This window comes from Brevibacterium sp. S111, assembly GCF_004745075.1.
In the GTDB taxonomy this organism is placed as follows: domain Bacteria; phylum Actinomycetota; class Actinomycetes; order Actinomycetales; family Brevibacteriaceae; genus Brevibacterium.
Genome location: NZ_RHFH01000027.1, coordinates 1 through 12,549 on the forward strand (window position 1 = coordinate 1; position 12,549 = coordinate 12,549).

The following is a 12,549-nucleotide window of genomic DNA, read 5'->3' on the forward strand; positions in this document are numbered from 1 at the left end:
GGACGCCTCGAGCATCTGCGGGGCATTGGTCTGGGCTTCAGGAACTTCGAGCACTACGTGCTGCGCTGTCTGCTCCACTCCGGGCAGCTATCGGCCCGGGTCAACGCACTCTGAAACCGGAAGAGCCTCCAAATGGCACGAAACGCTCGTCACCTGTGCAACTCAGGGCCAATGTGATCTCAAGTGGACTGGACGAATACGCAGCCATCTTCATTCCAGGTGGCCATGGCGCGATGAACGTCATCCCATTCGACAAAGATGTCCAGACCGCACTGGATCACTTCCTGAACAACGACAAACTCATCATCACCCTATGCCATGGCCCCGCCTCTCTCCTGGCCGGGAGCATCGGCCGCGACTCCAACCCCTTCTCGGGGCACAAGATCACCGCCTTCCCGGACTCATTAGACTTCGGAGCGAACCTCGACATCGGCTACCTGCCCGGTGAGATGCCCTGGCGTCTGGGAGAGGCTCTGAAGAAAGAAGGCGTCGAAATCATCAATGACGACATGGCAGGCACGACCACCAGCGATCGCAACCTGCTCACCGGCGACAGTCCCTTGGCCGCTAACCAGTTAGGCAAGGATGCGGTGACCGCTTTGCTAGCCCGGTTCGGAAACTGACGACTGCGGTGCGCGGCTGGCGAAGTCGCGCACCGCCCTTCTCTCTTCCCGAAACTCGACTGGTGAGATGCAGAAGCAGCACTCCGGATCTCAGTTTGGATCCAGGAGTCGAGACCTGGGTCGGGTTCTGTCTCGGTAACGAGACCAGTTCATTCGCAGCAGAATCTGGTCGGGGCTTCGTCGCCTGACACACGGACTGGCTCTCAGGCTTCCAGTGTCACGCGTTGCAGGCGCAGGCTGTTGTAGACGACGAACACCGACGACATTGCCATCGCCGCTGCCGAGATCAATGGGTTCAGCAGTCCGAACATCGCGATCGGAATAGCTAAGACGTTGTAACCGAACGCCCAGACGAGGTTCCCACGGATCGTACGCAGGGTCTTCCTGGAGAGCATGATCGCTTCGGCAATCGCCCCAAGATCGTCACGGACGATAATGATATCGGCCGACTTCATCGCGATGTCCGAGCCGGTGACGACAGCGATGCCAAGGTCAGCCGCAGCCAAGGCTGAGGCATCGTTGATCCCGTCGCCGACCATCGCCACACGGTGGCCCGACTCCTGCAATGCGGACACAACGTCTGCTTTATCATTCGGCATAACCTCAGCAATAACCTCATCGGTACCGATGCTCTCTGCTGTTGTCTCCGCCGGTCCGCGACTGTCGCCGGTGAGCAGGACGGTGCGCAGACCAAGCGCCTGCAACTGCTCGATACTGGCGGCGGCGTCAGACTTGACCTGGTCGCGTAAAGCCAGAGCCCCGACCGGCGTGCCAGCGTCGATGATGACGATGACGCTGCGCTGCGTTCCCTCTTGGTCGCGGATCCATTCACTGAGCTGTGAATCGAGCTCCAGTCGATCGAGGGCGGCAGCAGCGCTGATGACTGACAATGTCGCCTCGCCAACAAAGCCTTCGATGCCGACGCCGGGCAACACCTGGACATCCTTAACTTCAATCGGTGGTTCCGTCTGTTCGACTGTCACAGCAGCAGTGGCATTGGTTGCCGAGTCGGCGTATTCGAGGATGCCGCGGGCGACTGGGTGCTCCGAGCGGGACTCAAGCGCGGCGATACGGTCCAGCAGGTCTGGCCGGTGGGTCTCGGCGAACCATGTCTGCTCGACTTCAAGTGTTCCGGTGGTCACAGTGCCAGTTTTGTCCAGTATGACCGTGTCGATGTTTCCACTGGCTTCAAGCGCTGTATGACCTTTGACAAGGATGCCTAAACGAGCACCGCGGCCGATGCCGACCATGAGCGCTGTCGGCGTCGCCAATCCGAGTGCACAGGGGCAGGCGATGATGAGCACCGAGATGCCCACACCAATGGCCCGTGAGGGTGAGTATCCGAGTGGAAGCAACCAGACGAGCAGAGTCCCGACTGCTAAGACGAGTACGACGGGGACGAATACTGCAGTGATGCGATCGACCAGACTTTCGACCAAAGCCTTCTGCGACTGTGCTTTCTCCGCCATCGTCGCAATCTGGGACAGCTGCATATCGGCCCCGACGGCCTCGGCCTCAACGAGGATTTGCCCGTTCGTGGCAAAGGACCCTCCAACCGCCCGGCTCCCAGCCCCGACAGGAGTCGGCACCGGTTCGCCAGTAAGGCTGCTCGTATCGAGTTCGGCCTGCCCGTCGATGACTGCTCCGTCCACAGGTACGGTTTCGCCGGGACGGACGAGAACGACATCACCGCGTGTGACCAGTTCAATAGGGGTCTCAGCGTATTCGCCGTCGTCACCGCGGACACGAGCGGTCTTCGGCGCGAGTTCTCCGAGCGCGGCCAGCAGGTCGCCGGCCTTCCGCCGCGATCGCGTCTCGAAGTAGCGGCCAGCCAGCTGGAAAGTAGTCACTCCGGCGGCGACATCGAGGTAGAGAGCGTCCGCACCGTCGGGTACGAGCCCGAAACCCAACCACGCATCGGGTCCGGTGAAGTCAAATGCCGCGGTCACTACGGCCCACCCGAATGCGGCAGTGATGCCCAGGGACACGAGAGTATCCATATTCGCTGTCCGGCCCAGCAGGTTCTTCCACGCCGACCGGTGGAACGGCCACGCCGCCCACGTCACAATCGGCAGGGCAACGGCGATACAGACCCACTCCCAACCGGGGAAGCGCCACGTGTCGACCAAGGCCAGGGCGATGGTGGCGTCCATGAGCGGGACGGTGAGAATCGCGGCGAAGATGAGCCGCCAGCGAAGGGAACTCAATCTCACCTCGGCGGCTCGCTGTGACCATGTGTCGTCGCCGGCCTTGTGGATCTGTGCACCGTAGCCGGCCTTTTTCACCGCCTTCAGTGCATCATCAGGATGATCGAGTCCAGTCACTCGGGCCCGTTCGGTCGCGAAATTCACCCATGCCGTGGCGCCGTCGATCGTGTTCAGCGATTTTTCGACTCGGCGGGCACACGCTGTGCATGTCATCCCGGTGATATCGATATCGATCCCATTGCCGACCTGCTCGAGTAGGTTTGAGGCCTCCGGTCGGACCACGCTGTCACTGCTCATTATATTTCAGCCCTTCCTTTTCAGACCTGCTTGTCGCATCCGCGGCAACAGCGACTCCGTCTCGCTCTGCCAACCGCCGCAGCATGTCGTTATAGGCCGCGAATTCATCGCTTAAGCCAGCGTCCTCATGGCGATCGAAACGCTTGGCATCCCGCTTGTCCTGTCGGGTCCACTGCACGGCGAGGACGATGACCACTCCCAACAGAGGCAACTCTCCCCCGGCCCAGGCGATGCCGCCGGCGAAGTACTGCTCGGCAGCGATATCGAGCCAGGGCAGGTCGAGGGTGCGATAGAAGTTCTGGGCCACAGGGGTGTTCGTCATCATCAGCACGATGCCGAAGAAGGCGTGGAAGGGCATCGCAGCGATGACATAGCCGAGTCTGCCGATGTGCGGAAGCTCGAACGGGAGCTTATCGACGCCGATGACCAGCGAGAAGAACATGTAGCCGACGATGAGGAAGTGCACGTTCATCAGCTGGTGCCCCCAGTGATAGCGAATGAGCTCACCGAACAGCGGACTGAGGTAGAGGGCGTAGTACGAGGCGACGTAGACAACGAAGACGAACAGGGGGTGCAGCAGCAATCGCAGCCCAGGCGAATTGATCACCTGATTCACGCGGGCGTGGACCATGTGTCCGAGCGGACCGGTGCCAGTGGAGGCTCGCAGCAACAACGTGATCGGTCCGGCTCCGACGAGGAAGGAAGGGATGAGCATATTCAACGTCATATGCACAACCATGTGGATACCGAAGTCACCCGGAGAGTATTTACCGATCCCTGACCCCATCAGCACGATGGTCAGCAACCAACCGATCAGCCAGCAGATCGTCCGTAACACCGGCCAGTGATCGCCACGACGTCGCAGTCGTCGCACCCCGAGACAGTATCCGATCATCGCAACGGCAGCAATGGTGGTCAGCAGCAAGTTGATCCGCCAGTGTGTGAGCAGGATTATCGGGTCTGGGGCGGCGTCGAGAGTGTAGCCGAGGAAGACGGCGACGATGCTGTTGGGAGCGAAGTAGTTCGGTGAAGGGATGAAGGTCATGGCTGCTGTCATTGTCACCCATACCGTGACTCCGGCAACGACGCCGAGGCGACCCCACTGGGGGCGCGTCGAGGAGGCTGTCAACATTCCCAGAGCAACGACGAGCAGGCCGATCCAGCGAGTCGTCAGCTGCCAACCTGTGATCGAGTCGGTCAACGCGGTGCCGGCGAGCTTGAACACCGAGATCACGACGTCCGTGCCCCCGATCGAGATCAGACCGGCCCACATGAGTCGGGAGCATGAAAGTTGCGGCATGATTCTTCCGCTCGGGTGCCCTATGTCGAGGAGCACTCCGACCAACAGGAGCCCGAGGACGACTGTCGCTACGGGTGTTTGGATGATCGCCGCGTCCTCTCCGAAGTCATGGTTCGGTCCGACGAGCACCTGTGAGATGACGACCGGGGCAAGGATCGCGATCATCCCTATCCACAAGCTCACAGCGTAGGCAGCCCAGGACTCCGACAGGATGGAGACCGAGAAGACTGTGAACGCCGCTGCGAAGACGATCAACCACGCCGCTGGGTAGAAGGTGCCGGTCAAGGCAAACCACAATTGTTCCGGGCTGTCGAGGCCTGTCAAAGACACCCCGGTGGTGTTGAGTCCGTCGACGACAATGAGCAGGAGCACCGCCGTGGCCCAGACCCCGCTGCAGGCCCGCACCAGGGCCTGAGCGGTGGCAGTCGTTCGTGTCCGTCCCAATTGGGCGGTTCGCGGGGTGAAAATGAGCACGGCGGCAAGCGAGCCGAGTGAAAGGACCGAGAAAACTTCGTGAAACGAACGCAACACCGCATCGAGCACAACGACGGCAGTGCCGGGAAACTCACGAGCGATCGAAGTATATGATTCTGTGCCCGCACCGATCACGGTGGCAATCGTGACCGTTGTCGCGATGACAACGATCACGGGCACCACCACGAAAGGAGTGGCTCTTATTGCTGTGTGGCCCTTCTCCGCTTCGGCAGGGGACCGTGGCGACTGCTTCTTCATTCTACGTATCATTGTAGTAGATGATGTGAAATGCGAATCTCAGGTGCCACTGCCGGAAGCACCAACTCCACCATCCGTGTACCTGGCCGTGGATCCAACGGAGCGCTTGACGACACGATGGTGTCATAAGAGCGGCCTTGCCACCTGCCACCACAACGACCGTATCGAACGAGTCTGCGCCTCCGTTGGTCCACATATTGTAGAGTTAGAGTGGAGGTGCTCATGGTAGGAAAACGGACTCGGGGTCCCGGCGAGCTCGAGGCAGAAGTCATGCGGGTCCTTCGCTCACGCCCAGAGGGCCTCAGCGCCAAGGAAATCCAGCATCTGGCCAGTGGCCATCCGCCGGCGTATACAACGGTAATGACGGCACTAGATCGACTTGAGAAAAAGGCCCAGGTAGTTCGCATCGTCGTTTCGGAACGGAAGGTGCGTTTCCGGGCAGCATACTCAGAAGATGAGCATGTGGGCCTGACGATGTTCTCCGCTCTCGAGGAGGCCAGCGATCGCGAATCAGCCCTGTTGCGTTTCGCAGGCAACCTCGACTCCAGGGACGCTGAACTGTTGCGCAACGCAATTGCCGGTCCTCGACCACGAAAGCGTAAATAGCCTGTGCTGTGGGTGTGCGGATGCGTACTCGGGGCAGGTTTCCTGCTCTTTGCGACGCCCTCTGTCCTGGCTTTGAGCCCATGGCAGATTCGGTTTCCCCGTTTGGCGATGACCCTATGGTGGTCTGCTGTGGGTACTGGATGTGCTTTGGCGCTGGGATCGGTGATCGCGATCGTAGCAATCGGCCTCGAGGCCTCGCCTGCGTTGACGCCAGCGCAGCAGCTCATTTTCACCCTCATCTCGTGGTTGAGCCTCGCAATAGTGGGGGCCGTGGCTGCGTTGGTGTCTGATTCCACGGAACCGTTGATCAGCTCCCACCGTGACACAGTCAGAAGGATTGTTCCTGTGGCAAAATCACGTGAAGACCGAGGGCAGTTCATTCTCGTGCGATTCGAATCATCCGAAGTCCTGGCTTTCGCCGTTCCCGGGCGCCCGGACGAGATCATGATCTCGACTGCTTTGGAAGAAGCTCTCACCACAGTTCAGCTGCGTGCCGTCATCGCCCATGAATGCGCTCACCTTCGGTACAGGCACGGCTGGGCAGTACGAATCGCTGAGATCAATGCTGCGTGCCTGCCTCAGTTCCTCTCCGCCGGGCCGGAATTGCGCCGAGCGACGAAGCTGCTCATCGAGTTGATTGCCGATGATGCTGCAGCAAAGCAAGTTGGTGCAGCAAATCTTGGCAACGCTCTCGTTCGCCACTCCCACCTGACAGGTGACACCTCGATGGAGCTGCGTGCCGAACGAATGACGCTACGGCGGTGGCCAACTAGATTCCACCGTACCGTCCCCGAACCGGTCAGGGTCTGAGTCCGAACCCGAAAACCGGAGAGCCCAGGCCACCAGCCCAAAAGTCAGTTGATGCGGACAGGAACGAGGGCGATTGGCTGCTCGAATCTCGAGACACGTGCACTGACCTGGACCTCCCAGTCGCCGCTCGTCGGCAGAGTCAGCTGAGCCGTGTACTTACCGGTCTCCGAATCGAACATGGGCGTTGTGCTCAACGGTCCAAGCTGTTGCTCGGGCAGTCGAGCAGAGACCTCGACGTCATCGCTCGAGACTGGTTCACCGTTATAGGTGAGATCGAATGTGAAAGTGTTTGCTCCTGTGGCCCCCGGATCCACCTGCCCGTCGATGACAAGCCCCTGGGATTCAGCCCCGAACGAGATTTCAGAGGCCACCGACTCTTGCTGAGTCTGGTCTTGATGTTGATGATCTGGGGAGGAATTGGAGAGGAACCCGGTGACCGAGATCACCGCGATTAGCAGAGCGGCTTCGTAACTGAGTGTTTGACACAGATGCCCCCATCGTTCATACGATCGTGGTTCGGTAGCGATGGACGGCAGGATGCGTTTTCGGTTCCAGGCCGCCACGGTGATGATCGCTGCCACAATGATGAGTTTGATCAGCAGAGTGCGTCCGTAGCCCGTTGTGATGACCTTGTTGGGCTCGCTGAAAATGAGGACGGCCATGAGCGTTCCACTGGCGGCCAATAGGATCACGCTATAGAGCGCGAACCGAGAGAACCGCTCCACCACCGCAAGCGCTGCATCAACGTCGCTGGTGATCCCGGGCCGGTGCGGGCTCATCGACCTGAGAGTCAGGACCAGTCCGAGAACCCCTCCGACCCAGAAGGATCCGGCAAGCAGATGCCCGATGTCGGCGGCGCTCATGAGCCAGATGGGTTCCATCGTCTGGGAGTGGCCAACGAGCACCGGTGAGGCGACTGTGACAGCTGCGACGATGACGGCCGCGCGTGGTGCGACTCTTGAGCGTCTGCGTCGGCCGAACAATAGCAGTGCCAAGGACCCGGCCAACAACACAACGGCCGCTAAGATCGTCGGTGCTACCCGGATCCCTAAGACCCATGAACTCAGATCCACAATCGAAGTCAGAGCCTGACCAGTAATGCGCAGAGCCGAAACGGGAATCAGCAGGAACGATGCCATCACACCCAGGCCGATGCCCCAGCGGGCAACCCGACGGGTCGTGCGATCGGGGCGAGCGGGTGAACGGCGGACCATCGCGTCAAAGAACAGCAATCCGGCAAAGGTGAGCAGACCGAGGTACTGCATCACAGTCAGAATAATGACTGCCGTTTCCGTCGACGTTGGTGTGGAGTCGGCATCGGGGGTCGTCGGTGCCGGGGCCGAGTCGGATTCCTCGCCGATGTGGAAAGTCACCGCGCCGCCGACGGGATGACCATCAGCTGACACAATGCGATACGTAAGGGAATAGGTGCCATCGGGCAGCTCCTGAGGAAGGTCGACAATGACCGAGTGATCACGGGTCTGTGCCTCCAGAGTCTGAACGTCGCCGCTGCTGGGAAAGAGACGAATCGCACCGTCGATGAGTTCGACCGGTTCGTTAAAGCGCAGTTCGGCCGAGTCCGGCACCGCGTCCAGGACCTCGTCCTCAGCTGGCGAGGTTTCAAGCAGAGCAGCATGGGCAGACGCCGGGTCGGCCGACGTCGACAAGGCCAGTACACCCCCACAGAGGAACGCGATCAATGCGCGTACAAGCACTGCCCATGATCGCTGCCGGCTGCTGTGAACGTTCGAACTCATGCCTTCTTACGACCCCTGGCCACAGCGATGATCGCGACGACCAGTCCCAGCGACCCGATGACCAAAGAAGTGATCACCAGAGGAGTCTGCCTACCACTGCTGCCTGCCGCACCCGCCTCTACCCCCGACTCACCGGCGGGGTCATCAGCGCCGGGCTTGGTGACCGTGAGCTGCGGAGCCGGCGCCTCGAGCTCATCTGCATCCTGTCCCTCGGCGGGAGTCTGAACCCACGCGGTCTCACCCTCCTCGCAAGTTTGCACTGTGGGGAAGTCCAGTGTCTTTCCCGCCGCGTCGTCAGGAAGTTTGAGAGAGAGTTCGAAGGTGTCACGCTGGTCATCAGGCAAAGGGGTCTTGGCCTTGTAGACGACTTCGGATGTTCGTTCGCTCACTTCATTGCCGTGGCTGTCCTTGATCGGAGTATCGAGCTTCTCGTTCTTCACGTCCACTGAATAGTAGGGATTGCGAGTGGGGGTGACCGCATCGATGCCCTCAGGCACCTGGATGGCCACCTTGTCCGTCGCCGAGCCATCGCAACCATGCGGAACACTAAACGTCAGCACCGAGTACGCGCCGGCCTCAGTCGTGTCCGCCTCCACCGTCACATGCGCACTCGCTACGCTTGCCCCGCTGAAGGTGAGTGCAAGAGCCCCAGCTGCTGCCGCCGCCCCCATCACCAGTGGCCGTTTGACTCGAGAGAGCATCGATTTGTCCATGTTGGTTGTCGTCATTGTTCTTCTCCTTTTGTTTTCCCGCTCCTGTTTTGGCGCGAGCTCATACGACAAGCATCGGCAGGCACATCGCTGCCATGCCCAGGTTCATGAGAGTTTGGGCACCGGATGCCCTCGCCTCCGCGCCGCTGCGTCGATCGCCGCGCAGATTTTCCATGCAATCGACGAGGCAGATCATCGCAGCGACAATTAATCCCCCGGTCAGGACTACCCCGCTGATCGCGATCGGCAACGACAGGGACGAATGATCGTGACCCGGGGCCGATGGGCCCATACCCGCCATAGATACCACCATCCAGACCATGGTCAGCATCATCACTACATGCATGACCAGGTGCCAGGGATTGTGCCCATGCGCGTACCAGCGAGGCATCCGGCGCAAACTCTGTGCGAGGAGCATGAGCACGAACCATCCCGCAGCGACGGTGAAAAACACAACCTGCGGAGCGCTGGGAAGACCCGACCACCACGGCCAAGCCATAGCCATCATGACCACTGACATCGCAAGATGCAGACCATGGCCGACTGACTGCAATGGACGCCGGCGATCGATGACCATTCGGATAGTCGAGTCGAGCCCGAGAACGAGGAACACAACGGTGAAACACCACTGCGTTACCGGATCACCGAACACTGCCGCTCCTGCCTATATCTACATCACGTAGTAGTCACATTAACGGCAAACGCCCGAACACTCAAACTACATCGTGTAGAGATAACGGGGCGATCCAGACGTGGACCACTGTGACCGCCAGAGACACCGGGGTCAGGTGGACGATCGGAAGAGCCTCTTGCGATGGGCATCAACCGACGGCCTCGAGATCCAGCGACTATTCACTCGTGGTTGTGCAGTGTCACGACGGGTTCCAGGTGATGGTTTCGGCCACAGCGAAGACTCGGAAGAAGCGTTTGGGAGCCGCAAGAGATCATTATCCCTTCCGCTGACAACTATTCCCGGTCAGACAGGAGCTGTTCCACAGATAAAAGACTGACAAGGTGTTCGCGGGAAGACGGAGTCTCGGAGCCGACCAAACCCTCAGCAGCCCCGCTGAACAGGGTCAAGTCCCTTTTCGTGGTGTTCTTTCCTAGTTCCTTTGACTTGGTAGTAAGCAGTGGGGACCAGCGTCGGATCACGCGGTCAGTGGCATCACCACCCCGACAGGATCGGCGCTGGAATCTCCGTTGAGCACGGTGATGAGTTTGCGCATCGAGATCTCCGACAAATAGCGTCGTTCACCGTACTGCCACTCCTCGTGCTGCTCTTGTAACACGGCCCCGATCAGCCTCGTCACCGACTCCCGGTTCGGAAAGATCTGGACCACATCAGCACGACGTTTGATCTCTCGGTTCAACCGCTCGATCGGGTTGTTCTGGATCGCCCCGGGTGTGGTGGAGGGCTTGATCCAACCGAGAGGATAGGAACATGCCCGCACCAAGTAAGTACCCTGCAGAAGTCCGAGACCGCGCCGTGCGCATGGTCAACGAGAAGCTGACCGACGATCCGGTCCTGGCCGTGAGCACCGCGTGTCGGCTGGTCGGTGAACAGATCGGAATCAACAAAAACACCCTCCGCAATTGGGTGAAGCACAATCATGTTGATTCTGGAAAGACGCCGGGAATGACGACTGACGACAAGCAACGCATCACAGATCTGGAAAAGGAAATCCGAGAACTGCGCCGGGCGAATGAGATCTTGCGGAAAGCGAGTGCGTATTTTGCCCAGGCGGAGCTCGACCGCCGCTGACGGATATCGATGGTTTCATCGATGACAATCGTGACGAATTCGGAGTCGAGCCGATCTGCCGTGTCCTTTCCGGTACCGGGGTGCAGATCGCTGCGAGTTCATATTACGCCAGAAAGTCTCGACCGGTCTCGGCACGGAAACAAACTGACGCCGTGTGGGATGAACGGATTCAGAAAGTGCATGCGAAGAATCGAGGATTATTCGGAGCACGGAAAATGTGGGTCATGCTCCGCCGGCTCTATCCAGACGAGCCGATCGCCAGGTGCACAGTCGAACGACGCATGCGCGCCCTGGGTCTGGCAGGGGTGAGCAATGCCCGGTCGGCGACTACGACATGGCAGTCCAAGACCGCCTCGTACCCGAGCGACCTTGTGTGCCGGGACTTCACCGCCGATGCTCCAGATACCCGCTGGGTCGCTGACATTACGTATGTTTCGACGTGGAGTGGTTTCGCCTATGTCGCGTTCGTCATGGATTTGTTTTCCCGCATGATTGTCGGGTGGCGAGTCGATACGACGCTGCGGACCGATTTGGCGCTGGATGCCCTGGAGCACGCCTTATGGGAAAGGAGACGAAAGAACCGTAATATCAATCAGCTAATTCACCATTCAGACAAGGGAAGCCAGTATGTTTCTCTTGCTTACACAGAGCGACTACGTGAAGCCGGGATAGAAGCCTCGGTCGGCTCGACGGGTGATTCTTATGATAATGCCGCAGCTGAAGCGTTAAACAAACTATTTAAGAAAGAGGTGGTGTGGCGCGAAGGTCCGTGGACTGGTCGCGATGCTGTGGAATTCGCGACTTTGGAGTGGGTGCATTGGTATAACAACACCCGCCCGCATTCGTACTGTAAAGACCTTGCTCCAGTGCAGTTCGAGGATCACTACTATACTGAAATCAGTCGGCCAGAGGTGGCTGGCGTACCGTCAAGAGCTCTCCACTGAACTCGGGGCGATCCGGTCCCGGATCGGGCGCATACGATCGCGTTCGGTCTGTCGAGGAAGGTTCCGGTCAATACGCCGATGGTCGCTTTCGAGTCCGGGCAGTATTCGGTACCGCATGCACTCCTGGGGTCCGAGGTCTTCGTCCGCGTCCACGGTGTCGCCGAGGCAGAACAGATCATCATCGTAGCTGCCGGTCGTGATGGGGTTCGGGAAGTCGCCCGACACGGCAGGGCCCGGCCCGGATCGCCGAAGATCGATGACGAGCATTTCCCGACTGATGCCACACAGAAGGTGCCCGGAGTGTATGCGGTCACAGCGAACAGTCCTGATGAGGAAGCGTTCCTGATGATTGGGCATGGTGCTCACGAGTGGTTACGTGAGGCGGCCGCGGCAGGGACGTCGAGGATGCGACAGAAGATGGGCCAGGCCGTGGCACTGTCGCGGTTGCATGGTCGAGAACGTGTCGATGAGGTCCTGGGTACGGCGGCTGCCTATGGTCGCTTCGGCACTGGTGATGTGGCGTCGCTGCTGGCCCACCGGGTTGCTGATCAAGGCAGTCGCAGTGCGGGTGAGGATGCGTCCCTGGCGCAGGGGACTGTGGGATGGCAGGCGATGAGCTCACCGTCGACGACTGCGGACGGGGGTGAGCTGTGATGGTTGTCTCTGCCCAGGCTCCAGTCCTTGATACCGAGGTCGAGGCGCTGATGCGACGGTTGAAGATGCCGTATGCGCGCAGTCTTGCCCCCGAGTTGTTGGCCACGGCGAAAGCGCAACGGTGGGAGCCGGTCGAGGTCGTGCGGG

10 protein-coding genes, 1 pseudogene and 1 other annotated feature are annotated in these 12,549 nt (G+C 59.9%); of the genes and pseudogenes, 5 read left to right on the forward strand and 6 right to left on the reverse strand.

Annotated elements, in window-relative coordinates; translation table 11 throughout:
• Positions 1 to 155 precede the first annotated feature (155 nt).
• Positions 156 to 623: a DJ-1/PfpI family protein gene (locus tag EB836_RS18320; RefSeq protein ID WP_240690148.1), complete on the forward strand. Its 468-nt coding sequence runs from the start codon at positions 156 to 158 to the stop codon at positions 621 to 623.
• Between the two features lie 203 nt (positions 624 to 826).
• On the opposite strand, the gene EB836_RS17485 is transcribed toward EB836_RS18320, so the two are convergent.
• Both EB836_RS17485 and EB836_RS17490 read right to left on the reverse strand, forming a co-directional pair.
• On the reverse strand, positions 827 to 3,112 hold the full coding sequence (locus tag EB836_RS17485) for a heavy metal translocating P-type ATPase (RefSeq protein WP_276606440.1): 2,286 nt from the start codon (positions 3,110 to 3,112) through the stop codon (positions 827 to 829).
• Between the two features lie 4 nt (positions 3,113 to 3,116).
• Positions 3,117 to 4,901 (reverse strand): cytochrome c oxidase assembly protein, encoded by a 1,785-nt coding sequence (locus EB836_RS17490; RefSeq protein ID WP_167854509.1) that lies wholly within the window; start codon positions 4,899 to 4,901, stop codon positions 3,117 to 3,119.
• A 480-nt stretch (positions 4,902 to 5,381) separates the two neighbouring features.
• Here EB836_RS17490 and EB836_RS17495 point away from each other — a divergent pair, with 480 nt between their 5' ends.
• A complete protein-coding gene (locus EB836_RS17495; protein WP_135542707.1) occupies positions 5,382 to 5,765 on the forward strand; it encodes a BlaI/MecI/CopY family transcriptional regulator in 384 nt (127 codons plus the stop codon).
• A gap of 108 nt (positions 5,766 to 5,873) precedes the next feature.
• Positions 5,874 to 6,575 carry a M56 family metallopeptidase gene (locus EB836_RS17500; protein ID WP_346763102.1) on the forward strand — a complete coding sequence of 234 codons (702 nt, stop codon included), beginning with the start codon at positions 5,874 to 5,876 and terminating at the stop codon, positions 6,573 to 6,575.
• Between the two features lie 44 nt (positions 6,576 to 6,619).
• Here the strand turns inward: EB836_RS17500 and EB836_RS17505 are convergent, their stop codons facing one another.
• The 4 genes and pseudogenes from EB836_RS17505 to EB836_RS17520 all read right to left on the reverse strand — a co-directional run.
• Positions 6,620 to 8,332: a copper resistance protein CopC gene (locus tag EB836_RS17505; RefSeq protein WP_135542697.1), complete on the reverse strand. Its 1,713-nt coding sequence runs from the start codon at positions 8,330 to 8,332 to the stop codon at positions 6,620 to 6,622.
• A complete protein-coding gene (locus EB836_RS17510) occupies positions 8,329 to 9,060 on the reverse strand; it encodes a YcnI family protein (protein WP_135542699.1) in 732 nt (243 codons plus the stop codon). The genes EB836_RS17505 and EB836_RS17510 overlap by 4 nt, the downstream gene beginning before the upstream one ends.
• Positions 9,061 to 9,103: 43 nt before the next feature.
• Complete coding sequence (locus EB836_RS17515; protein ID WP_135542701.1) at positions 9,104 to 9,619, reverse strand: DUF5134 domain-containing protein; 516 nt, start codon at positions 9,617 to 9,619, stop codon at positions 9,104 to 9,106.
• 571 nt (positions 9,620 to 10,190) lie between these two features.
• A pseudogene (locus EB836_RS17520) lies at positions 10,191 to 10,430 on the reverse strand (transposase); the annotation flags it as partial.
• A gap of 53 nt (positions 10,431 to 10,483) precedes the next feature.
• Here EB836_RS17520 and EB836_RS17525 point away from each other — a divergent pair.
• Together EB836_RS17525 and EB836_RS17530 are read left to right on the forward strand one after the other, a co-directional pair.
• A protein-coding gene (locus EB836_RS17525; RefSeq protein WP_135542703.1) for an IS3 family transposase occupies positions 10,484 to 11,748 on the forward strand; the annotation gives its coding sequence in 2 pieces (ribosomal slippage) (positions 10,484 to 10,775 and positions 10,775 to 11,748; 1,266 coding nt in all).
• Positions 10,768 to 10,899 (forward strand) — a sequence feature (AL1L pseudoknot). It overlaps the preceding gene by 132 nt.
• 78 nt (positions 11,749 to 11,826) lie before the next feature.
• Positions 11,827 to 12,402, forward strand: a complete 576-nt coding sequence (locus EB836_RS17530) for a hypothetical protein (RefSeq protein ID WP_135542705.1) — start codon at positions 11,827 to 11,829, stop codon at positions 12,400 to 12,402.
• The last annotated feature ends 147 nt before the right edge of the window (positions 12,403 to 12,549 follow it).